The organism is Mesorhizobium sp. M2D.F.Ca.ET.226.01.1.1, assembly GCF_004022705.2.
In the GTDB taxonomy this organism is placed as follows: Bacteria; Pseudomonadota; Alphaproteobacteria; order Rhizobiales; family Rhizobiaceae; genus Mesorhizobium.
Map to the genome: position 1 here is coordinate 632,839 of NZ_RZOY02000002.1, position 23,896 is coordinate 656,734.

18 protein-coding genes and 2 pseudogenes are annotated in these 23,896 nt (G+C 60.3%); 11 read left to right on the forward strand and 9 right to left on the reverse strand.

Features of this window, described 5'->3' with window-relative positions; translation table 11 throughout:
* Positions 1-6 precede the first annotated feature (6 nt).
* Both panC and panB read right to left on the reverse strand, forming a co-directional pair.
* Positions 7-915 (reverse strand): pantoate--beta-alanine ligase, encoded by a 909-nt coding sequence (gene panC, locus EN869_RS06895; protein ID WP_024505565.1) that lies wholly within the window; start codon positions 913-915, stop codon positions 7-9.
* On the reverse strand, positions 912-1,748 hold the full coding sequence (panB, locus tag EN869_RS06900) for a 3-methyl-2-oxobutanoate hydroxymethyltransferase (protein ID WP_126063927.1): 837 nt from the start codon (positions 1,746-1,748) through the stop codon (positions 912-914). The genes panC and panB overlap by 4 nt, the downstream gene beginning before the upstream one ends.
* A 171-nt stretch (positions 1,749-1,919) precedes the next feature.
* On the opposite strand from panB, the gene EN869_RS06905 reads away from it, so the two are divergent.
* The 10 genes from EN869_RS06905 (at position 1,920) to EN869_RS06950 (ending at position 13,313) form a co-directional block, all read left to right on the forward strand.
* Positions 1,920-2,882: a hypothetical protein gene (locus EN869_RS06905; protein ID WP_126063926.1), complete on the forward strand. Its 963-nt coding sequence runs from the start codon at positions 1,920-1,922 to the stop codon at positions 2,880-2,882.
* A 62-nt stretch (positions 2,883-2,944) separates the two neighbouring features.
* Positions 2,945-3,919 (forward strand): quinolinate synthase NadA, encoded by a 975-nt coding sequence (gene nadA / locus EN869_RS06910; RefSeq protein WP_126063925.1) that lies wholly within the window; start codon positions 2,945-2,947, stop codon positions 3,917-3,919.
* A complete protein-coding gene (locus EN869_RS06915; protein WP_024505569.1) occupies positions 3,916-5,457 on the forward strand; it encodes an L-aspartate oxidase in 1,542 nt (513 codons plus the stop codon). The genes nadA and EN869_RS06915 overlap by 4 nt, the downstream gene beginning before the upstream one ends.
* Before the next feature lies 1 nt (position 5,458).
* Positions 5,459-6,340 carry a carboxylating nicotinate-nucleotide diphosphorylase gene (gene nadC / locus EN869_RS06920; protein ID WP_024505570.1) on the forward strand — a complete coding sequence of 294 codons (882 nt, stop codon included), beginning with the start codon at positions 5,459-5,461 and terminating at the stop codon, positions 6,338-6,340.
* Between the two features lie 174 nt (positions 6,341-6,514).
* Entirely contained in the window at positions 6,515-7,483 is a 969-nt protein-coding gene (gene bioB, locus EN869_RS06925; RefSeq protein WP_245454882.1) for a biotin synthase BioB, read from the forward strand.
* On the forward strand, positions 7,480-8,619 hold the full coding sequence (locus tag EN869_RS06930) for an 8-amino-7-oxononanoate synthase (protein ID WP_024505572.1): 1,140 nt from the start codon (positions 7,480-7,482) through the stop codon (positions 8,617-8,619). The genes bioB and EN869_RS06930 overlap by 4 nt, the downstream gene beginning before the upstream one ends.
* Positions 8,616-9,251: a dethiobiotin synthase gene (bioD, locus tag EN869_RS06935; RefSeq protein ID WP_063169254.1), complete on the forward strand. Its 636-nt coding sequence runs from the start codon at positions 8,616-8,618 to the stop codon at positions 9,249-9,251. Before EN869_RS06930 ends, bioD begins: the two co-directional genes overlap by 4 nt.
* On the forward strand, positions 9,251-10,516 hold the full coding sequence (locus EN869_RS06940; protein ID WP_126080683.1) for an adenosylmethionine--8-amino-7-oxononanoate transaminase: 1,266 nt from the start codon (positions 9,251-9,253) through the stop codon (positions 10,514-10,516). The genes bioD and EN869_RS06940 overlap by 1 nt, the downstream gene beginning before the upstream one ends.
* Positions 10,513-11,496 carry a beta-ketoacyl-ACP synthase III gene (locus EN869_RS06945; protein ID WP_126063924.1) on the forward strand — a complete coding sequence of 328 codons (984 nt, stop codon included), beginning with the start codon at positions 10,513-10,515 and terminating at the stop codon, positions 11,494-11,496. The genes EN869_RS06940 and EN869_RS06945 overlap by 4 nt, the downstream gene beginning before the upstream one ends.
* Positions 11,497-11,669: 173 nt before the next feature.
* Positions 11,670-13,313 (forward strand): MFS transporter, encoded by a 1,644-nt coding sequence (locus tag EN869_RS06950; protein WP_126063923.1) that lies wholly within the window; start codon positions 11,670-11,672, stop codon positions 13,311-13,313.
* 234 nt (positions 13,314-13,547) lie between these two features.
* On the opposite strand, the pseudogene hemN reads toward EN869_RS06950, so the two are convergent.
* Together hemN and EN869_RS06960 are read right to left on the reverse strand one after the other, a co-directional pair.
* Positions 13,548-14,874, reverse strand: a pseudogene (hemN, locus tag EN869_RS06955) (oxygen-independent coproporphyrinogen III oxidase).
* A 470-nt stretch (positions 14,875-15,344) separates the two neighbouring features.
* Positions 15,345-15,701: a hypothetical protein gene (locus tag EN869_RS06960; RefSeq protein ID WP_024505577.1), complete on the reverse strand. Its 357-nt coding sequence runs from the start codon at positions 15,699-15,701 to the stop codon at positions 15,345-15,347.
* Positions 15,702-16,383: 682 nt separating this feature from the next.
* Here EN869_RS06960 and EN869_RS06965 point away from each other — a divergent pair.
* Positions 16,384-17,523 (forward strand): porin, encoded by a 1,140-nt coding sequence (locus EN869_RS06965; protein ID WP_126063922.1) that lies wholly within the window; start codon positions 16,384-16,386, stop codon positions 17,521-17,523.
* A 482-nt stretch (positions 17,524-18,005) separates the two neighbouring features.
* On the opposite strand, the gene EN869_RS06970 is transcribed toward EN869_RS06965, so the two are convergent.
* From EN869_RS06970 to EN869_RS35000, 5 genes and pseudogenes are all read right to left on the reverse strand, one after another.
* Positions 18,006-19,877 (reverse strand): acyltransferase family protein, encoded by a 1,872-nt coding sequence (locus EN869_RS06970; protein ID WP_126080682.1) that lies wholly within the window; start codon positions 19,875-19,877, stop codon positions 18,006-18,008.
* 83 nt (positions 19,878-19,960) lie between these two features.
* Positions 19,961-20,521, reverse strand: a complete 561-nt coding sequence (locus EN869_RS06975) for a CpaD family pilus assembly lipoprotein (RefSeq protein WP_063169261.1) — start codon at positions 20,519-20,521, stop codon at positions 19,961-19,963.
* 12 nt (positions 20,522-20,533) lie between these two features.
* The gene (locus EN869_RS06980; RefSeq protein ID WP_050580548.1) at positions 20,534-21,955 is read right to left on the reverse strand and encodes a type II and III secretion system protein family protein; all 1,422 of its coding nucleotides are present in this window, start codon (positions 21,953-21,955) and stop codon (positions 20,534-20,536) included.
* A 71-nt stretch (positions 21,956-22,026) separates the two neighbouring features.
* Entirely contained in the window at positions 22,027-22,713 is a 687-nt protein-coding gene (locus tag EN869_RS06985; protein ID WP_024505585.1) for a response regulator transcription factor, read from the reverse strand.
* Positions 22,714-23,525: 812 nt separating this feature from the next.
* Positions 23,526-23,694: pseudogene (locus EN869_RS35000) on the reverse strand (transposase); the annotation flags it as partial.
* Positions 23,695-23,896: the final 202 nt, after the last annotated feature.

Sequence of the window (23,896 nt, forward strand, 5' to 3'; positions counted from 1 at the left end):
CCGTCATCACCGCAATTGCTGTGCTGCTTCCGATTGGAGAGAGCTCCGCCCACCTGACCAACTACCGATGGGTGATATTGCGACGTTATCGATGAGCCGCGTGTCGCCAAGCCAAGCCGCAGCAAGCAAGCGTGCCGGTCGGTCAAGGCTTGCTAACGATTGCAGGTCTGTTTCTCCGCGCAGCTCCAGGTATTCGAGCTCGCGATAGCCGGCAGCCAGAATTGCTGCACGCGCTTCATCAAGCGTAGGCAGGATGGGGGAGCCGCGTGCAAGCCGCTCGGCCGTATCGAGCAGGACCGATGCTAGTTTTGGGGCAATGGCGCGTTGGGCTGGGGAGAGCCGCACGTTACGCGACGATAGCGCAAGACCATCGGCTTCGCGGACTGTCGGACAGGGCACAATAGTGATCGGAATGTCGAGATCCCGGACCAAGCGCCTGACAAGCTGAAGTTGCTGAAAATCCTTTTCGCCAAAAAAGGCGAAGTCAGCGCCGGCCTGCAGGAAGAGCTTGGCCACGACCGTCGCCACGCCATTGAAATGGCCGGGCCGGAATGCGCCGCAAAGGCATTCGCTGATGCCGGACACTGAAACGGCCGTGGCGAAGCCCACCTGGTACATTTCCTCTGTGTCCGGCACATAGAGCAGATGCGTGCCCAGCAGAGCGAGCTTGGCAGCATCGTCGCTTTCCGTCCGAGGGTAGGCAATCAGGTCGGCGGGGCTGTTGAACTGCTTGGGGTTTACGAACAGCGTCACGATCACCCGCTCGGCCCTTTCGAGCGCCTTCCGCACGAGGCTCAGATGCCCGTCGTGCAAGGCTCCCATGGTCGGCACAATACCGATCGTGGCACCCGAGCGACGCCATTGCGCAACGACGCCGCGCAGCTCGCTCACGGTTCGAGCGATCGGCACGCTCATGTGAAGTCACCGGCCTTCAAGGCGTTGACATAGAGATGTTCGACCGCCGGAAAGTGCCGGTTCCGCACATCGGTGGCGTAAGCGGCGATTGCCGCCTCAGCCTGCTCACCGAGCTCGGCATAGCGTTTGACGAACTTCGGCCGAAATGAGGTGAAGAGCCCGAGCATATCGTGGCTCACCAGAATCTGGCCGTCGCAAGCTGGCGAGGCACCGATGCCGATTGTGGGTATGTCGATATCGGCGGTTATCTGCCGTGCAAGCTGCTCCGGTATCTTTTCCAGCACCAAGGAGAAGGCGCCCGCTTCGGTTACCGCCCTGGCGTCGCGCCTGATCCGCTCTGCATCGGCTCCCCGGCCCTGCACACGATAGCCTCCAAACGTGTTTACCGCCTGCGGCGTCAGGCCCACATGGGCCATGACAGGTACGCCGCGCGCGGTAAGGAAGCGGATGGTTTCCGAGATGGTCTCGCCGCCCTCGATCTTTACCGCTGAACAACCGGTCTCACCCATCACGCGCGCAGCGTTGCCGAAAGCGTGCTCTGGGCTTTCCTCGTAGGAACCGAAGGGCAGGTCGACGACCATCAGCGCGTGTTCAAGGCCGCGGCGAACGGCCTGTCCGTGCATGATCATCATGTCGAGCGTGACCCCCAGCGTCGACGACAGGCCGTGCAGCACCATGCCGACGCTGTCGCCGACAAGAACGATGTCGCAGTGGCGATCGAGCAGCCTCGCGACCGGCGTGGTGTAGGCCGTCAAGCATACAAGTGGCGTCTGGCCTTTTCGCGATCGAATATCTGGAGGAGTCATCCCTTTTATCTCACCAGCCGCGCTCAACCGAGGCCCCTTCCCTTACGTTACCAACAGCGGGTGTCGCGTTTGGCATATTTTTGTGCGACTGCGAAGAGCTAAAAACAGCGCTTGAGTACTCTGGTGTTGACGTGCTGGCTTCCAAGGTTACATTCAATCGATTAAGGCGCTCCGTTGGGCCAACCCGCTTTCGCAAACATGGATCCTCAGACAAGAAGAACCAAGAAAGGCAAAGCCGCCGTCAAAGCTGACGAAGCCAAAGTGGACCTGACTGCCGTCGTGGTCGCCGTAAACGACAGTGAGCCCTGTGTCCTCACAGTCGGTCATGCGGACACCCTCCCTTCTGGACCTTTTGCCCTTGAGCATCGATCACTGCAGTCGGGTTTGAGGGGGTGGGTGGAGCAGCAGACCGGCCATGCACTTGGATACATCGAGCAACTCTACACCTTCGCCGATCGCGATCGCATCGGCACTGAGCGCCACCAGCGCGTCATCTCAATCAGCTATCTCGCATTGACCAGGAAGGAACAGGCAACGAACTCGGCCGCGTGCGGCTGGCAAAGTTGGTACGAATATTTTCCCTGGGAGGACCACCGCTTCGGCACGCCGCCTGTGCTGCTCGATAGATTGCGGCCCCGCCTGATTGAGTGGGCCGGCGGCGCCAGCGAGCCGACCACTCAACGCGAGCGCCGGCAGCGCGCTGCGATAGCCTTCGGCTTCGACGACCGCCATTGGAACGAGGAACTCACGCTCCAACGCTACGAGTTGCTCTATGAAGCTGGTCTGATTGAGGAGGCCGGTGGCGGCAGGGACGCGATTGCGGCCGCGGCTGGCAAACCAATGGTCGCTGACCACCGTCGTATTCTGGCAACCGGGATCGCGCGGCTGCGTTCGAAGATCAAATACCGGCCGGTCGTGTTCGAGCTTATGCGGCCTTCCTTCACGCTGCTGCAACTGCAGCGAACCGTGGAAGCTTTGGCTGGCAGGCTGATCAACAAGCCGAACTTCCGGAGATTGGTCGAGCAGCAGGAACTTGTTGAGGAGACCGGGGAGACCTCCCTCGACACGGGCGGCCGACCGGCGAAGCTTTATCGCTTCCGGCATGCCGTCCTCGACGACAGGGCTATCGCCGGGACAAAATTACCGCTGGCGCGGGCTTGACATACTTATAGTCAAGGTAGATATATTCCCTTATTGTCAAACCGAATATAATCGAGGCGCCAATGACTGGGGCGTTACCTATGGCTGCGTCCCTGTATGAGCGTGTCCGGCGGGTGATCCCACCCGTTGAATGGCTCGCGTTCGCCGGCGATATTGAAGCCATCTTAGCGCTGAAGCGTGAGCGCAATGCGGTGGTGCTGGCGCACAATTACCAGACGCCCGAAATTTTTCATTGCGTGGCAGACATCGTCGGCGACAGCCTGGCGTTGGCCCACAAGGCGGTGACGGTCGACGCCGACATCATCGTGGTTGCCGGCGTTCATTTCATGGCCGAGACGGCAAAACTGCTCAATCCGAACAAGACCGTGCTCATCCCGGATCTCCGCGCCGGCTGCTCGCTGGCCGAATCGATCACGGCAAACGACGTGCGGCTAATGCGGCTGCGGTATCCGGGGGTCCCCGTTGTTACTTACGTCAACACTTCCGCCGCCGTAAAAGCGGAGTCCGACATCTGCTGCACGTCCGGCAACGCCAAGGCGGTGGTGGAATCGCTTGGCGTGGCGCGTGTGCTGATGCTCCCGGACGAATATCTGGCGAGGAACGTGGCAGCCGATACAGACGTCGAGATCATCGCCTGGAAAGGCCATTGCGAGGTGCATGAGCGCTTCACCGCAGCAGACATCCGGGAACTGCGCGATGCCCATCCAGGCGTCATCGTGCTGGCCCATCCAGAATGCCCACCAGACGTTGTCGCGGAGGCGGAGTTCTCCGGCTCGACCGCGGCGATGTCGGATTATGTCGAGCGTGAGAAACCGACGCGTGTCGTCCTTCTGACCGAATGTTCGATGAGCGACAACGTCGCGGTCGCGCATCCCGACGTCGAGTTCGTTCGCCCATGCAATCTGTGCCCGCACATGAAGCGCATCAACCTGGCCAACATTCGCGCCGCACTCGAGCAGAACCGGCATGAGGTCCGGATTGATCCCGAAATTGCCGGCCCCGCCCGCCGCGCGGTCGAGCGCATGCTTTCCCTATGAGTCTGGAGGTTCGCGACATCGCCGGGGCGCCGGTCGTCATCGGCGGCGGCATTGCCGGCCTGATGACGGCGCTTCATCTGGCGCCGGAACCGGTCGTGCTTTTGACCAACGCGCCGCTTGGAACCGGAGCCTGCAGTGAACTTGCCCAGGGCGGTCTTGCGGCAAGTCTCGGGGGCGACGACGGCCCAGATTTTCACCTTTGCGACACGATAGCTGCCGGCGACGGACTCTGCGATGAGGCCACGGTGCGGCGAGTGGTACGAGCTGCACCCGAAGCGATTAGGACGATCCAAAGGTTCGGCGTCGACTTCGACCAGCACCCTGACCGCGCGTTGCGACTTGGGCTCGAGGCGGCACACTCGCGACGGCGAATTGTGCATGCAGCCGGCGACGCCACCGGTCGCGAGTTGGTGCGCGCGCTCGTCGCCGCGGTTCGGCGTACAGCCTCGATCACCATTATCGAAAATGTGGAGGTCCGCCGGCTGGTCGTGCAGGACGGGTCGGTCATCGCCGTGGTCGCAGCAGGACGAGCCGGCGCGCTCGCTCTGCCCACGCGTCGCGCGGTGCTGGCGACCGGCGGCGTCGGCGGGCTGTTTTGCGACACGACAAACCCCGCTGGCTCATGGGGTCACGGGCTGGCGCTCGCCGCATGGGCGGGGGCGGAACTCGCCGACTTGGAATTCATACAGTTCCATCCAACTGCGCTCGACGGTCCGCGCCGGCCGATGCCGCTGGTGAGCGAAGCCGTGCGTGGCGAAGGCGCGGTGCTCATCGATGAGCGAGGAGAGCGCTTCCTCGCCGACACACCTGGCGGTGAACTTGCGCCTCGCGACGTCGTAGCGCGCGCCATTTGGCACCAGCTTGCCGTTGGACGCCGCGTATTCCTGGACGCACGGCAAAGTCTCGGCCCGAGATTTGGCAAGCGTTTTCCAGGCATCGCCGAATTGTGCCGGAGCGCAGGAATCGACCCCGCGACCGACCTGATCCCGGTGCGCCCGGCGGCACATTATCACATGGGCGGCGTCGCCGTAGACAGCGCCGGCCGCAGCTCCATCGAGGGATTGTGGGCCTGCGGTGAGGTGGCCTGTACCGGCCTGCACGGCGCCAACCGCCTGGCCAGCAACTCGCTCACCGAAGCGGCGGTCACCGCGAGCTGGGTTGCCGAAAGCGTTGCCGGCACGTCGTATACCCGGCGACCGCGCAGATGCTCCACATTCGTCCCTCCACGACCAGACGCTTCCGTGGTCCGCCCGATTGTCTCCGCCGCCCTGGGTATCATCCGCGACGGCGAGGCAATGCGCGAAGCGGTGGCGACCCTGCTGCCGATCGCAGCCAATAGTGTCGCTGCCTCTGGTCCGGCTTTGGTCTCACTGATGATCGCCGCGGCGGCCCTGAGGCGGGAAGAGAGTCGAGGCGCGCACTGTCGGTCCGATTTCCCGCTCCACGATGCCAACGTGCGCCCATCACGGCTGACACTGCACAGCGCAATGCGGGCCGCGGCCGCACTCGATTGCCGGGCTACCATACGGAGCACTTGATATGACTTCATTCTCCCCCCTCCCCGCGACCCTGATCGAACCGATTGTGCGCGTTGCGCTCCTCGAAGACCTGGGCAGATCCGGCGACCTGACCACCGATGCGGTTATCCCGTATGATTGCACTGCCACGTTGGTGCTCAAAGCGAGGCAGGCGGGCGTCGTTGCCGGGCTCGATCTGGTCTCGTATGCCTTCCTTCTCGTGGAACCGGCGATCAACATCCAGATCTGGCGCCCTGATGGCAGCGAGGTTGGGGCCGGGGAAACCATTGCAAGATTGTCCGGACCCGCACGAGGCCTGCTCACGGCCGAACGCACGGCCCTCAATTTCTTATGCCGGCTGAGCGGCATTGCCACTGCCACAGCGGCCATGGTTGAGGCCGTGCGCGGTCACAAGGCGAGGATTGTATCGACGCGAAAGACGACGCCCGGGCTGCGGGCATTGGAGAAATACGCCGTGCGCGTCGGCGGCGGTGCCAATCACCGGTTCGGCCTCGATGACGGCGTGCTCATAAAGGACAACCACATCGCGATCGCCGGCGATATCCGCACAGCAATAGAGCGGGCGCGCGCCGCAGCAGGGCATATGGTGAAGGTCGAGGTCGAGGTCGACACGCTGAAGCAGCTCGATGCAGCGCTCGCGATTGGTGTTGACGCGGTGCTGCTCGACAATATGTCGGTCGAGGATCTTGCCCGCGCGGTTTCTATAGTGGATGGCCGTACGATCACCGAGGCGTCCGGTCGGGTGATGCCGAAAACGGCGGCGGCGATTGCGGCGACCGGTGTCGATCTCATCTCCATGGGTTGGCTGACGCACAGCGCCCCGATCCTCGACATCGGCCTGGACATGCCGGACCACCAGAACATCTGCAAGCACTTGAACTGAGGATTACGGCGTGAGGAGCAACATCAGCTCGGCAGGCGTAGGAGGTGCTGGAAAGACGTGCCGCAGCTCGCCTTTAGCGAGTGCGCCCCAAAGCCAAGAAGGCGTACCGGACTAGCAAACAAAGGTTTGACGATGACGATTGGAATGAACTCGGAGTTCGACGTGAACCAGACCATGCAATCGGTCGATGGAACGCCTCCGCGATGGAACCGCAAAGAGGCCGAGGCCATCTACGGCATGCCATTCAACGATCTGCTGTTCCTAGCTCAGACGATCCACCGCCAGAACTTCGATCGAAACCGAGTGCAGCTGTCGCGGCTCCTTAGCATCAAGACCGGCGGGTGCCCCGAAGATTGCGGCTATTGCAGCCAGTCTGCGCATTACGAAACCGGTGTGAAGGCGTCGAAGCTGGTGGACGTCAAGCATGTCATCGACGAAGCGGCCATGGCGCGTGATGGCGGCGCAACGCGCTATTGCATGGGCGCGGCGTGGCGAAGTCCCAAGGAGCGCGACATGGAGGTTGTGGTCGCCATGATTGAGGGCGTCAAGGCCCTCGGCATGGAGACCTGCATGACGCTCGGCATGCTCGATCTTGAGCAAGCTGCTCGCCTGAAGCAGGCCGGTCTCGACTACTATAACCACAACATCGATACCTCTGAGCGCTACTATGGCGAGGTTATTTCAACCAGGACTTTTGCCGACCGGCTGGAAACGCTTGGGCACGTGCGCGCGGTTGGGATGAAAGTCTGCTGCGGCGGCATTGTCGGGATGGGAGAAGAAAAGACCGATCGCATCGACATGCTGGTCACGCTCGCGAACCTGCCCGAGCCGCCGGAAAGCGTGCCGATCAACATGCTTATTCCCATCGAAGGCACGCCGCTTGCCGCGGCCGACGCCATCGATCCGATCGATTTCGTCCGCATCGTTGCGCTCGCGCGGGTGATGATGCCGAAATCCTATGTAAGGCTGTCCGCCGGCAGGACGGCGATGAGCGACGAAACGCAGGCGCTGTGCTTCTTTGCCGGGGCCAATTCGATCTTTGTCGGCGACACGCTGCTGACGGCGGGAAATCCCGGCGAGGACAAGGATACCCTTCTGTTCCGGCGCCTCGGCATTGAGCCTATGGAACTCGCCACGCAATGAAGGAGGCAATTCTTGCCCGCTATGACGCAACCTTGCGGGGACTGGGGCGCAAGGACCGGTTGCGGACGCTCGCACCGCGCGCCGGGCTCGACTTCTCGTCGAACGACTATATCGGACTTGCCGCCTCCAAAAGACTGGGCGATGCGGTTTCGACGGCGATTGCGCGGGGCACGCCAGTGGGCGCCACCGGATCGCGGCTGTTGCGCGGCAATGCACCGGAACATGAGCAACTGGAGGCGGACGCAGCGGCATTTTTCGGAGCCGAGCGTGCACTGTTCTTCGGCAGCGGCTATATCGCCAACTTCGCTCTGCTGACGGCCCTGCCGCAGAAAGGCGACCTGCTGGTCCTCGACGAGCTCGCTCATGCCAGCATGCATGAGGGTGCCCAGGCCGGGCGCGCTGAGTTCAAGCTGGCCGCGCACAACGACGTCGACGCTGTCGAGGACGCAATCACCCGCTGGCGCGCCGAAGGCGGCATGGGGCGGGTGTGGATCGCCTTCGAAAGCCTTTACAGCATGGATGGCGACCGTGCGCCGATGGAGAGCCTGGTCGCGCTGGCTGATCGGTACCAGGCATTCATCGTCGTCGATGAAGCGCATGCCACCGGCGTCTGGGGACCGGACGGCCGGGGACTGGCCGCCGCGTATGAAGGCCGCGACAACATCGTCACGCTCCACACATGCGGCAAGGCGCTTGGCGCATCCGGCGCGCTCGTTACCGGACCGCGAACACTGTGCGACTATCTTATCAACCGGTGCCGGCCATTCATCTATGCGACCGCACCATCGCCGCTGATGGCAGTCGCGGCACGTGAGGCGCTGACTATTCTGTCTGACGAGCCTATGCGTCGTGCTCAGTTGCACGAGCGTGTCGCTTTCGCGAGCCGGCAATTGGCCGAACGCTGCGGCGTGATGCCCAGCGGTTCGCAGATCCAGCCGCTTGTGATCGGCGATAACAGCCGCACCATGGCGGTGGCGGCAGGACTGCAGGCACGCGGCTTCGACATACGCGGCATTCGCCCGCCGACAGTGCCTGAGGGTACGTCGCGCCTGCGCATTTCGCTGACTCTCAACGTCGACGAAGCCGACATTTCCGCCATGGTCGAGGCTCTCGTCGGAGTGTTGGCCACAGCATGACCAAACGCATCGTCGTCACCGGAACAGACACTGGAATTGGCAAGACAGTGTTTTCGGCCGGACTTGCCGGGCTGCTCGACGGCTTCTACTGGAAGCCGGTGCAATCGGGCCTCAACGAGGAGACCGACAGCGAGGTCGTCGCCCGGCTTTCCGGCTTGCCCGACGGACGCGTGCTGCCCGAAGTCTATCGACTGACGATGCCGCTGTCGCCGCATCGATCAGCCGAAATCGACGGCGTCGCGATCGAGGCCGACGATCTTTCATTTCCGGTCCTGCCGACACCGCTCGTCATCGAAGGCGCCGGCGGGCTGATGGTGCCGCTCAATCGACAGACAAGGTTCATTGACATATTCGAACAATGGCGGCTGCCGGTCATACTGTGCGCCCGCACCGCGCTTGGCACCATCAATCATACGCTGTTGTCGATCGAGGCCCTGAGAGCCCGCTCCATCCCGCTCATCGGCATTGCCTTCATTGGCGAAGAGGTGGCCGATACACAAAGGACAATCGTGGAATTCGGCGGCGTGCCGCAGCTGGGCAGGCTGCCGCACCTCGGTCCGCTGACGGGTGAAACGTTGAGAGATGCAATGATTTCCGGCTTCGACCTGGCCATGATTGCCGGAGGCGACTGATGGCGGAGTCTCGAGTCTGGCATCCGTTCACGCAGCACGCGCTAGAGCCCTCGGTCCCTGAAATCGTGCTGACTGAAGGCGCCTATCTCCACAAGGCCGACGGCTTCCGCATCCTCGATGCGATTTCTTCCTGGTGGGTCGTCACCCATGGCCATCGCCACCCCCGCATCATGAAGGCCATCGAGACGACCGCGTCGAGCCTCGACCAGATCATCTTCGCGGGCTTCACCCACGAGCCGGCCGAACGGCTGGCCGAGGCGCTTATCGGCATCGCACCCGCCGGCCTCGACCGGGTGTTCTATTCCGACAGTGGCTCCACCTCAGTCGAAGTCGCGCTGAAGATGGCGCTCGGCTATTTCCGCAACATCGGCGCGCCGCGTTCGCGCATCGCCGTCATGGAGCACAGCTATCATGGCGACACGATCGGGGCGATGAGCGTCGGCGCCCGCGGCGTCTTCAACGCCGCCTATGATCCTTTGCTGTTCGAGGTCGACGCCATCCCCTTCCCGGCCGCCGGGCGCGAGCAGGAAACGCTGGATCGGTTCGAGGCCGTTAGCCGCGACCGGCGCGCAGCCGCGCTGATCGTCGAGCCGCTGGTGCTTGGCGCCGGCGGCATGCTGATGTATCCGGCCTGGGTTCTTGCCGAATTGAAGAGGATCGCCGAAGCCTCCGGCACGCTGCTGATCGCCGATGAAGTGATGACCGGCTGGGGGCGCACCGGAACCATGTTTGCCTGCGAACAGGCGTCCGTCTCGCCCGACATCTTGTGCACCTCGAAAGGTCTGACCGGTGGTACCATCCCGCTGGCCGCCACGATCGCCACCGATGCCATCTTCCACGCTCACTTTTCGGAGGATCGCAAGAAGACGTTTTTCCATTCGAGCTCCTACACCGCCAATCCGATCGCCTGCGCGGCAGCACTTGCCAATGTCGAGATCTGGCGTGACGAGCCGGTGGCCGAGCGGATCGCGGTCTTGAGCGCGAGGCAGGCCGCCGGGCTGCAACGCTTCCGGGTCAATCCATATTTCACCGACTGCCGGACAACCGGCACCATCGCGGCACTCGACCTACGCACCGGCTCAGCCGGTTATCTGGCCGAGATCGGGCCAAAACTGCGCGCTTTTTTCCTTGAGCGGGGGCTACTTGTGCGCCCGCTCGGCAATGTCCTCTATCTTCTACCGCCCTATTGCATCACCAGCGACGAATTGGGCGGGCTCTATGACGCGATAGAGGAGGCCGGCGAACGCTTCGGCTCGCGGCCATGAACCTATCGTCGCGCGTTCTCGGCTTCGGCCATCATGCGCCGGCGCGCAAGGTCGAGAACCCGGAAATCGAAGACCGGCTCGGGCTTGAGCCCGGCTGGATCGAGCGGCGCACCGGAATTCGCTCGCGCTTCTGGGCAACAGACGAAGACACGCTGTCGGGCCTTGCCGCCTCTGCCGGCGACATGGCGCTGACCAATGCCGGTATCGACCGCGGCGACGTCGGTCTACTCTTGCTCGCCACGTCGACGCCCGATCACCTTCTGCCGCCAAGCGCGCCGCTGGTCGCACATCGGCTGGGGCTAGGCCGCGCCGGAGCGATCGACCTGACCGGCGCCTGCGCCGGCTTCATCTATGCGCTGATGTTCGCCGACGGGTTCACCCGCCTGCACGGCAAAGCGAGCCTTGTCATCGCCGCCAACATCCTCAGCCACCGCATCAATTTGGCCGAGCGCGCCAGCGCCGTGCTGTTTGCCGATGCCGCCGGCGCCATGGTGATCAGTCCTTGCGATGACCCGGATCGAGGCATTCTCGGCGCTTCGGTGGATTCCGACGGCTCGCGCTACGGGCTAATCCAGATTCCCGCCGGGGGAAGCAACACTCCGTTCCATGCCGACCTCGACCTCGCGCAGACACGGATGACGATCACTGACGGCCGTGAAGTATTCAGCAAGGCCGTGGAGATGATGACCGCCTGCTCGAGAGATGCGCTCACTGCTGCCCGACTGAGGCCGCAAGACCTCGATCGTTTCGTGCCGCATCAGGCCAATGCGCGCATTTTCGACGCGGTCGGCAGGAACCTCGGCATCGCTGATCACTCGATCGTCAAGACGATCGCCGAATATGGCAACTCTTCCGCCGCGACGATCCCGCTCTCATTGTCGCTGGCCCATCGGGCGCAGCCGTTTCGGCCTGGCGAGAAAGTCCTCTTGGCGGCAGCGGGTGCGGGTCTCAGCGGCGGCGCGCTTGTGGTGGGAATTTAGCAAAGCAATGCTTGCGCACAGGACTGCTCATGAATGAGACTATGAGAATGGCTCAATACGTAAATAGTCGCCGGCAAGCTCCATAGAGCTGGGTTCCGTGCGGTGCTCCGCGATGTCTAAGTATCGACCCGCTTGCTCAAATCGCAGCGCTCATCGAAGGCCAGCAATACCTCATGCAGAGCGAAAATCCTCAACCGCCCGTTTCAAAGACGCTCGCCCCATTTCGAAACAAGGTGTTTCGCTCAATTTGGGCGGCCACCCAGATTTCCAGCCTCGGTTGGCTAGTGCAAACGGTCGCCATCAGTTGGCTTATGGCAACGATTTCAGCGTCCGACCTCATGGTGGCACTCGTCCAGGCCGCATCCACATTGCCGGTGTTCTTCCTCTCAGTTTTCGCCGGAGCCATTGCCGACAACTTCAGCCGCCGGTGGGTGATGTTTGCGGGACACTGCCTGATAGCATCGGCGTCGACGACGCTGATGATTTCTGTGGGTCTGGGATTTGTCAGTCCTTGGCTGATTCTCGGGTTAGGTTTCCTGGCCGGCTGCGGCTTTGCCTTGAATGATCCGGCTTGGCACGCTTCGGTCGGCGATATCCTTCACAAACGCGACATTCCGGCCGCAGTGACGCTTATGTCCGTCGGATACAACATTGTGCGCAGCGTTGGTCCGGCCTTGGGGGGCGTGATCCTGGCCGTCTTTGGGCCGCTGGCCGCTTTCGCCTTGGCTGCGGTGAGTGATCTGGCGCCCATAAGCGCGATATGGCGCACCAAATGGGAGGTCCGCTCTTCGCCTCTCCCTCGTGAGAGAATGACGACGGCAATTCATGACGGAGTGCGCTTTACTGCGATGTCTTTGGAGATCAGGGCAGCGACCGCCCGAGCCGCTCTTTTCGGATTGGCAAGCATCTCCATTCTGGCGTTGCTCCCCCTCGTCGTCCGGGATCAGTTGAAGAGTGGGCCAATTGTCTACGGTATCTTATTGGCCGGCTTCGGCATGGGTGCTTTCATCGCGGGCATGGGCAACGGCTTCTTGAGGAAGGTCACGTCTCAAAACAGGCTGGTGGCCTTCGCCTCTGTGGCTTGTGCAGTCTGTTGCCTCTCCCTTGCCCTTACATCGTCGATTCCTGTGGCGGCCATTTCGCTGGCGCTCGGCGGAGCGGGTTGGCTTATCACCTGGACGGGCATTGACGTGTCGGTGCAGTTGGCAAGCCCAAGGTGGGTTGTAGGCCGCACGCTCTCCATTTACTACGCCTTGAGCGCAGGCGGTATGGCTGCTGGCAGCTGGATCTGGGGTTCTGTCGCGCAAAACTATTCCTTGACCTTAGCATTGGAGGGCGCCGCAGGCGCTCTGTTGCTGGTTGCAGCAGCGGGGATCGTGTTGCCGGTCCGTCCCTGGGAAGAAACCGATCAAGAAAGTTCAGTTTTTCATCCGCCGGACGTGGCTCTCGATCTGAAACCCAGAAGTGGCCCTATCGTGGCCAAGGTCGAGTATTTGATATCGGAGGAAAATATCGAGGCCTTTCTGGGCTCCATGCGCACGCGGCGACACGTCCAGAGCCGTGCCGGTGCACGAAACTGGACGCTCCAGCGAAATCTGCAAACACCGTCACTTTGGACGGAGACATTCCGCACCCCCACCTGGATGGACTTTCTCCGCCTAAATCATCGACTCACCGCAGCAGATAAGGAAGTCGCCCAGCATCTCCTGTCACTGCATGAAGGAGAGGTGCCTCCGCAGACAGTGCTTTCGATTGAACGGACGACCGAGGCAATTCGTACCCGTACCTCGACAATCTTTTCTCGTCCTCCAAGATGACGCCATCAAGCTGCTGTCCAGGGACAGGGTGGATCACCGGTGCTTTGCAGAGCACAGCCTCACACCGAGAGCAGCGTGCTCCGGGTTGTGCGCTTTCGCGCGCACCCAGGCGAGATGATGGTGAACGCGGCGTCAAGTGGAAGTCCCCTGCATACGCTTGCGGAGTCTTCTGCGAGAGCCCATGCCGACGAGCGCCAAACAAGGTTTGATGCCTTTCGGCGTCGTGGCCTCAACTCATCGATTCGCGAGAAAAGCATCGAATGCAGCAGCAACGGCGCGAACAACAAAGCGGTGCTCCGGCCGCACGCGGATGAAGCCGTTTTCGACGTCCAGGATCCCCTCCTCAGCCAGCGTCACCAAACTCTCAACTGAATCGAGAAAACGAGCTGGTTCGATTTCGTGGGCGGCACAGATGGTCGGCACGTCGGCCTCCAAATCGCACATCAGTCGCTCGATGATCGCTGCGCGCACCCGGTCATCGTCGGTCAGACGGTGACCCTTTGATGTCGCCAGACGTCCACTTGCGATGTGCCGGGCGTAAGAATCCCGTGTTACTTCGTTCTGAACATACCCCTCGCGGACTCGGCCAATAGCCGACGCGCCTAAGCCGATCACGTTTTGCAAGTATCGGCCGAGTATCCCAGCGAATTACGCCGTAGGCGCGCCCGGTCTTCTGCGCTAGCGCGAGTTCGTCGTCCGGCGGAGCGAAATGATCGAGCCCGATCTCCCGGTAGCCAGCGCCAACCAGTGTCTCGGCGACAGCTGCAGCCTGTTCGGCGCGAAGATCGCCGTCCGGTAGACCTGCCTGCTCGATAGGCGCTGGTTCTTTATCACGGAAGGAATATGCGCGTATCCGAACACCGCAAGCCGGTTGGGGCGCATGGCGACCGCAGCCATCGCGGTCTGGATGCAGGACTGCACAGTCTGTTTCGGTAGACCGAAGATGAGGTCGAAGTTGATATGGCCAACGCCATGCCGGCGGAGATTTTGGACTGCAGCGGCCGTCTGCACCTTACTCTGGATCCGATTGATCGCCTTTGCACATCGGGATCAAAGCTCTGCACGCCGATGCTCGCGCGGTTGACACCGTTAGCTGCCAAGGCTTCGGCCATTTCCGGTGTGAACGTTCGGGGATCGATCTCCACGGTGATCGCAGCAGTTTTGCTGAAAGCGAAGTGGCGGCGTAGAAATTCCATCAGCGCCAAGTGCTCGGCTGGCCCGATAAGGTGAGGCGTTCCGCGCCGAAATGCACATCGCTCACCGGCAGCCCTTGCCGCACTTGCTCCGACACCAAACTGATCTCCTGACGCAGCACCGCTAAATAATTAAGGATCGGGCCGTTGCGACGGATGACCGCGGTAGGGAAGCCGCAATACCAGCACATGGATCGGCAAAACGGAATGTGGAAATAGAGCGACACCGATTCGTCGGCCGGGAGGCCCCCCAGCCATTCCTCATAATCGTCAGCACCAACTGCCGCAGAGAAGTCTGGCACAGTCGGATAGATGGTATACCAAGGCGGCCGGGGGTCCCGGTACTTTGTCAGGATTGAGGTGTGCAAGGAGCTGTCATCCCACGTCGCTGATCCATCATTCTTTCGTTGCGCGCTCGTCCTGGTCTCTGACCTAAGTCAGTGCGTCCCGCTTATGTCGCAGTCTCGTTTGGACAGGATGGGGTCAACCACGCCGGGGAGCGCGCGTGCCATGGTTGCGCCTGAGGTGATGGTGCGGTGCCGCATTCAACGTCTGAGTAGTACGTGACGCCAGTGCAGTGTGCTTGAGGCGTCTGCGGAAGAACTTTGCAATGCGAAATTCATGTCCGACGCAACGGACCTGTCAAGCCTCGTTCAGACGCCATCCAGGTCCAGCCAGCGGCCTTCCCTGCCGGCCGAAAAACCATACCGGCTTTAGCCACCGAGACGCTCTAAAGCTGACGTCGGCTCATTTGATGAAAGGAGGACGCCGCTAGGGGGTGCACAAGGTTCCCCGGCTTGACGTCGCTTCGAGCGAAGAGCGGCGGTGTGGCTTGTCGTCAAGCGCCGGGCAGCGTGCCCCCTACCGATATCCCGAAAAGATCGACCAAGATGGCCATGCCGACGCCACACGCGGTCTGGATGAGGCCGACCATGAAAATGCGATTGGCGCGTTCGTAGATGGGGCGCCGCAAGGAACTCATGTCGAGCAGCATGGACAGCGCTCTCATCTGCAGTGCGATGCCGAGCAGGATCGGCACTACGGCGAACAGATCGTAGAGTTGCCATGGCAAGGGGTTCGCGGCCCAATGAGTGAGGAAGCCGAGCGAAAAGGCAAGCAGGATACCCACGGCAGTGATTGTGCCGTTGCGGAAAATGGTCTCGATCGGTTCTTCCTTCGGATCGTGCTCGTCCAAGCGGCTTCCTTTCGTTGCTCTTTCCGTCGAGACTAAGTTCTCGAGAATGCTGTTCATCGCCAATTACTCGAGGCGAGCCGTAGGCAGCCGTTTCAGGGTGCGCTCCCTCTCGCTTCCGGCCGCGCAATGTACCTGCACGGCGAACTTACAGCGGCGAAAAGGTGCTGCGGCCACCATGCGACGCCTCGGACGCGCACGCCCTCTGTTCCTGGCGCAGCCCTTGCGGAGCGTACGCGCAGTGATCCTTCTCGGTAGCGCATGGCGCGGCCTCCGTTGCGGTCAGACGGGAAGCCGTCGCTGTTAAACGAGACTGTCACATATCGAACATGGCGAACCGTGTCGCACATTGCTTTTCGCAGTGACCCTCAAAAAAAGTGATTCCAGCGAGACGAAGGCGCGTCGGCCCGATTTTGGTGTCGGCCGCATTTACGCTTCAGGTTGGCATGTCGCTTGCTGCTCTATTTCGGAGAGCTGCAGCGGTCCGACCGGAGTGTTTCACATGTAAACGATAATGAATCTCCTAACAGAAAACACTATTATAAGTACATGTGGCTTTTACGCTGGCTCACCTCTCGTGTGAAGCGCTTTGGCGTCCACATATTGGAGACAACACGCACAAAATTTAGAGGAAAAGCTTGCTCTTTCGCCTCTATCCTTTTTATTCCTTCATGGAGATCTAGACATGTACATCAAGAGTCCTCTTCTCGGCTTAACTGCTCTGATGACCGTTTCCGTCGGTCGAGCAGCTGGCGCCGAGCGGGAACCGGCCGAGTACATCAAGATCTGCGACGTCCTCGGCTCGGGATATTCCTATATTCCCAACACCGAGACCTGCCTGCGCATCGGCGGCTATGTCCGTTACGATATCGGCCTGGGTGACGTCCGATCGTATGACAGCGCAAGAACCTCGGACGTGAGAACTGGCGAGGACCAAGGCACTTGGCGAAACAGCACACGCTTCACGTTCAAAACTTGGACCGGCCAGCAGACCGAGCTCGGCGCGTTGACGACCTATACCGAAACCCACGTGAATTTTGGCAACAGCGCTAACTCGCATGACAGTCCTCAGAACTATGATTTCAACAGCGGCCTCGCACTGGCTTCTGCCTGGGTCGAGCTGGGAGGCCTGCGAGTTGGCAAGGAGGGGTCGGCCTTCGATACGTTTGTAAGCTACGCTGGCGACGTTCTCGATAGTATGCTCGTTCCGTCGGCCGGCTTCGACACCAACGTGGCTCAGTACCACTTCGACGCCGGCAACGGCATTTCGACTGTGATTTCGCTCGAACAAGGATCGGGCTCAGCCGGTACTATCGACAGCTATATTCCGCACGTTGTCGCCGGCTTGAAATACACGCAAGGCTGGGGCTCGATCACCGGCGTCGCGGCTTATGACAGCAATTACGAAGCTTTTGCCGGCAAGATCCGCGTCGACGTCGCTGTCACAAACCAGCTGTCGCTGTTTGGACTCTTCGGCTACGGTTCCAATGCCAGTCTCAACGAGGACTCAAACGGCGCAATTGCCAATCATGGGCGCGGCTCGTACAAAATCTGGAACGGCCAGTGGGCTTTCTGGGCGGGCGCCACCTACGAGTTTGACGAGAAAACTTCGTTCAACCTTCAGGTCTCGGGTGATCAGCTCAAGGATGCTGGTGTGGCTGCAAACGTCGCCTACATGGTCGTTCCCGGCTTCACGGTCACAGCCGAGGTCGATTACGACCACTACGGCAACTCTGGCCTCGGCCCTGCCGAGCCTACCGCCGTCAAGGGCACGAGCAAGCCGAACAGCGTCGGCGGCATTCTCCGCTTACAAGGCTCATTTTGAAATCTCTCCAGTCGCGAGCATGGCAAAGGCACTTGCCTCGACAACGCACGCATGGAGAGCTTCGTTCGCCATCTTGAAGTCTGCATCGACCGTCCACGGCCCATCGTACCAACTAGAAACTGAAAGTTATGAGCCCTGTGTACTACACCTAGCCCTTGACCTGCCCGATGAACCGGCCAGGGGCCGTCAGTTCAAATTCGGGGCCGCTTAGAGGGCAGTGTGAGGCCGTGTTAGGTAAGCGCCACTGCAATGTCGAGGCCGCGACACGCCTGTCGCTTTGGACGGCTGGAATTGCCCTTCGCGGCGCCATTCATTCTCTCAACATTTACGTGATAATGCACGCTGAGTCCGAGCCGCGTGGCAGCACCCATCCTAGGTCACTATCGGGGGGCCTTAAACCTGAACAGCTCCATCGTCGCGGCTGCTGCGGAAGCAGGAGCTATCACTGGGACCCGTACTGGTGCTTGTCAGCCGCTGAGCCGCTACTTCGTCTTAGGAAGAGCATTGTCCTTGCCAAAAGCCGGCCAGTATTTCGAGATTGCCAGTGTGGCGCCGGCTGAAGAGAAATGACCATAGTCGAAATATAAAAACTCTCCTCTATCGGAATAGGCGCAGCGTCCTGCGCTGCACAGGAATTTCAGCGGATCGATGAATGTGGCGCCTTTGGTAAATGAGCGCACACGTTCGTTGATGTCGGGGTCCATCGCGATCGGCCAGGACGTATCGTCCAGATTTTGGCGCTTGGCGAAGAACGCAATTTTCCGGACGTCAGTTGGGAACTGCGGAGACTGGCCGATGACAAACACGCGCACGCCCAGGGCACGAAGCGTAGCGATTGTTTGCTGAAGACCGTCGAAACCTCTGACCTCATAGTCACTCCATCTACCGCTGAGGATAACCGTCTTGATGTCCGCTTCCAAGATGACGTCCAAGGCCTTGCGATTGAACCGGACACAATCAAGACGATCGTAAGGGTAGTAATAGAGTATCGGCGCGCAGCTGGCGTACGTATATTCAACGATGTTCGCCTGCAATCGATTTATGTTAGCACCCAAGCCGGAAACATAGTGCGCGGCGAAGGAGTCGCCCCACAAAAAAACCGTTGTTGGAAAACCGCTGGTGCGCGTGCAATCCTCCATATTCCAGCTTTCGATCCGGCTGGTGCCCTCGTTGAAACAGATGCCATTCCTCCAGTCCCCGACGGAAATGCGCCGCTGGACATAGTCCGGAAACCGTTGCGGAAAGCCATTGCCGAGCGCCCCCGCCGCTCCGCCGGCACAAAGGACAACGATCGCGAGCGCTGAAAAGGCGAAGATAGGCCCCGGGGAGGTGAAGGCCCTCTTCTGTCGAAACGGCTGCTCTACAAACTTCCAGGAGAATGCAGCCAATGCGAGGCTTGCCACCAACATCGCACCGGTCATCAACGGATCGAGTTTTTGGAACGAAAGATAGTGCGCGAACGCATTGAGAGGCCAGTGAACAAGATACAACGAATACGAGATGAGCCCAATCCAGACCAGCGGCCGGACTTCGAGCATGCGGGTGGCGACCGTCGAGGGGGTATTTTGGCCAACATAGATCAGAAGGGCCGTTCCGATGCATGGATACAAGGCGTTGTAGCCTGGGAACGGATCACTCGCCGAAATCGCGAAGAACCCGATGGCGAGAAGGCCAAATCCGGCCACCCCCACCGACTCCATCAGGAATCGGTTGCCCAGCGGCGAGGGGCATTTGAGCATGAGCAGGGCGCCCAACATGAGTTCCCAGATTCGGGTCGGCAGCAGATAGAATCCGGCGGTGGGTGCCAGCGATGTCGCCATCACCGCCACTACGAAGCTGCAGAGAATTATCGGAAGAAGTGTCGTCAGCCAGCGCTTCCCGATGTAGCGATAGATTAGGAACATCAGGATTGGTGCGAAGATGTAGTACTGCTCCGCTACGGAAAGCGGCCAAGTGTGCAACAGTGGTAGAAGCGCGGCATCGATAGAGAAGTAACTTGACGTTTTCCAGAAGAAAACGTTCGACCAGAAGGTCGAGGTAGCTATGATGCTAAGACTGAATCCGCGCAGATCCGGTGGCAGAAGAATGAACAATGCTGCAATGCAGGTGAGAAGCATCACAAAGACGAGCGCCGGCAGAATGCGCCGGGCACGGCGCCAGTAGAAGTTGACGATGGAAAATTGGCCGCGTTCAAGGTCATCCAGGAGGCTTCCGCTGGTTAGGTAGCCGGAGATGACGAAGAAGATATCGACCCCGCTAAAGCCACCCGGGATCGCCGAAATTCCGAAATGAAAGAGTACGACCGGAAGTACAGCAACGGCCCTAAGGCCCTCGATATAGCGCCTATATTGCATCCAGCGGTTCCTTTTATTTTAGATCAGGACGCGATTGGAAGCTTTCAATCTCCGGTAGGAGTGCTGCCGAGATAAGGGCGGTATCAGCCACCTTTATCCGTCCCGAATGTTCTGTAAGTTGCAACTGGTACAGAAGCACGATCGCCATCGCCGGCCTTGACGGCCTGATTGTCGAGCAGATCGCGCGGATCGTTGACCATCACGGCCAGGTTATGTCCTGTCGAACAACCAAGCGGCTGTTTGAAGGATTCTTCATTGGGTAAGGCACCATATGAGGGACAGACCGGCGGACGGGCGTGATAGACAATCGCCTCAATTCGCACTGAGCCGGCGTCGTGTTGATCGCGCAATTGAATGTTGTCTTCTTCGATTGCCAACTGCCTGGCCTGATGGGCTACCCCTGCGCTGAGCTGGGGCGAACCGCTGATGAGGAGGTGGATGGCATCGAACCGGCCGCGACTGGCCTTGTCTAGGAAAACACGCAAACGCTGCCGTTCGGAAGCGCGCAGGCTTTGCAACGTCAGGACGGTGGTCTCCTCTCGGACAAGCATTGGTGCCGATGGTTCGACATCAACTGGCGTAGTGCTTGTGCAGCCACTTACGCTTGGTGCCAGAGCGACAAAGAGGATTATAAAACGCAACATCTTTGGATGACACTATTCGATGATGAAGCCGAGACCGCCCTGGGCGCTTGGCGCGCCCGCACGGATAGCAGCGCGGTCTCGCGGGGGACTTGTCACGGAATTCGTCGGAGCGCCCCCTCCGTTCAAAGCCGGTGCCGCCCGCTCGGTCGGTGCGCTCATCTGGTTTGGGTTGGAGCCTGGTCTTACAATGTAAGGCGTAACTAGAATGACCAGTTCTGACTCCTCTTTTTGAAACGAGGTCGAGCGAAAAAGCGGTCCCAGGATCGGCAGTTCTCCGAGCCAGGGAAAGGCCCTGACATCATTGTTGACGTTCCGCCTGATTAGACCGCCGATTGCGAAGCTCTGGCCGCTGGCGAGTTCGACGACCGTATCGGCTCGGCGCGTGGAAACTGCCGGCACGGAAATTCCGTTGATTTGCACGGCACCTTGCGTCGACAGTTCACTGACTTCGGGCGTTACGTGAATGTTGATTTGATTGTTGCTGAGAACTGTCGGCACAAATTCCAGACTGACGCCGAAGTGACGGAATTCAACCGATACCTGCCTGTTTTCCTGCAGGACAGGAATGGGAAATTCGCCGCCCGCGAGAAAGCTGGCCTTTTCACCCGACATAGCGGTGAGGTTCGGCTCAGCCAGGACGGAAGCTATATGCTCCTTGGCGAGCGCGTCGAGAACCGCGCTGACGTTGACGGCACCGTTGTCGAATCCGATTTCTGCTGTACCGCCACCCTGGGTTGAACCAGACCCAGCGCTTGCAGCGCTTCCGCTTAGAACGCCCACTTTGAAATTGCCGATTTGACCGAAGGCGGACAAGTTGACGCCGAGTGACTTCATGGCGCTGCGTGAGACTTCGGCTACGCGCACGCTGAGGTTAACTTGCAGGGATCCAGCGACCTTGATGTTGTTGACGACTTGCGCTCCGTCGCCCAGATATTGCTCAGTGACTCTTTTTGCGGTGTCGGCGACCTCTGCGTCGGGCGCCGTCCCGCTAAGGATTGCGCCGCGCGGCGTATAGTTGACGCGGATGGGATAGTCGCCGACCTGCTCCCGCAACATGGCGCGTAAATCCCCGATCGGTTGCGTGACAACGATACGCAATTCGGCGAGAGGCTCGCCATTGCCATCCAAGGCGAATAGGCTGGTCCGCCCCGATTTCTTGCCAAAGACGAAGATTGTTTTGCTCGATGGCGCCTGAAAATCCGCGATCGTGGGGTCAGCAACAAAGATGGTCGTGGCTGGCGCGGGCAGATGAACGGTCTCCCCGAGCGAAGAGGAAAGGGTCAGCGTGGCGTTGATGCTATTCGAAGCCGCATGCGGCGGGCCTTTGTCCTGCTTGTTTTGCGCCGCGACACCAAGTGGGAAAGTCACAATAAGCGCGCAGAGGAGATGGCCCAGGTAACGGGGAACTGCAGGTCTTGTAACCTTGTTGGCGATCGCCCGCCAATTGAGCGCATGGCAAGGATGTTGAAGGATCAGCAAAATAGATCTTCTTTCGATTCGACAAACTATGCGGACGAGGCGTCAGTCAATTCTAGGATGTAACCAATGCCTCGGATGGTCTTGATCCGTGGCGTTGCACCTGATCTGGTCAGATGTCCCCGTAAACGATAAATTCCGACTTCAAGCGCGTTGGCAGACACGTCGTCGTTGAATGAATAGAGGTGATCTTCCAATTGCGCACGGGGCACGATGCGGCCTGCCCGGTTAAGCAGGTGCTCTAGAATACAGAGTTCGCGACGTGCGATCATCATTGGGTGCCCATCAACGAAAACCTGGCGGGCGACCGGATCAAAGTCGAGATTGCCAAATACGAGCCTCAGGTCGGTCATCTGTGTCGCCCGGCGCAGAATGGCTCTCATTCTGGCAATAAGCTCATCGGTAGAGATGGGTTTGAGCAGAAAGTCGTCCGCACCACCGTTGAAGATCGCAATTCGCTTATCGAGATCGTTAAGGCTGCTCATAATGACGGCAGGAACTGAATGCCCGTGGGTCCTCAACTGCCTCAGCCAACCCAAGCCATCGCCATCTGGCAGAGCCAATTCCAGCAGGAGAATTTCATAGCTGGCGCAAGAAAATGCACTCGAAGCCAGTTCCAGAGTACCAACGACATCAACGACGAAGCCGCCATCCCCGAGCGCAAGTCGCATGGCGCGCGCAAGATCCGCATGATGATCCACGAGCAGCGTTCGCATTTCATCTCCTCTCGAAGAGGGACGGCCCATCGAACGCGTCACCGGCGGCCATCTGATCGGAGCACACGGCGCGCAACTCGTCGCAGCTCTCGGAACTGGTCCGAGTCGGAGGGACATGCAAGTCGCTCGGTGGCAATAGGCGCGGGTGAGGACCAACTGACGGGCTCAAATACGCCGGTCGGCGAACCCACGAGGCCAGCAACCCGCGTGCGATTTCTCGTTGCATCATCTCTCCTACGTGCAGCCCCTGCGCTCGCAAGGCAGCGTCGCGGCTCAGAGCCCGATTCCCACAGAGGGTAGGGTTAGCTTTCGAGAAACTGATTGAACAAATCGATTATTTGGATCGAATGCATCCACGGTATGGATGCAGCGCACCATCTTCAACGACTGCGGCGTCCTGATGCACTGTTGTGTCTGTCGTGCTCTGCTTTTTTCGCTGTCCTTCAAGGCTGGCGAGCCTGGTGGAACCTGCGCGTCATTGGCTTGGTAGCTTGAATGCTCAACAACGGAGCGCCCTGCGCAAAGCCGCTCTCATTTCCAAAAAGCCTTGCAATCTGGTTGGAGCACTTCGCGCTCGACACCAAAATAGGCGAGGAAAACTGACGTCTGACAGGGATGTACATGCAACAGCCGATTTGCGGCACCAGCAAACGACCGCGTTCAGGCTGAAGATCGACGACCAACGGCTCCTCGATTTCCGCACCGACCGCTTTTACAAGCTCTTCCTGTGCGGGCGGATGCCGGCAAACAGCAGCACAGGGTCAGCGAAACCGGGAGCGGGCCTGCTTGATCGCCATGATCACATTGCCGCTGTCGCGCGTGCGGAGCGGAATGCAATCGGTCCAGCCGGCGGCAATCCGGTCAGCACCATCGTCTGCACGAAGCTCCCTGACGAAGACGTGCCCGAATGCGCTCAACAAAGCCGGGCGGCGGATCTTTCCAATCGCCGAAGGTGCGGGCTGGCACCGAGCGGCGAACTGCGAACTCATTCCTGCCCGGCGGCGCTGGCCGCCGCGAGCGTCGATGCGGACCCAGCCGCTCCGAATCCTCCCACAACACGATGAGCGCGTCGCGGACATCGCTGCCGTAACAGCGGCTGCGGCTCTTGCCCGCAGACGGCCTCTGCTCACGACGGTTCATAAGACGGATCGCGCGCTTGCGAATAATAGCCGGTTACCGCCTC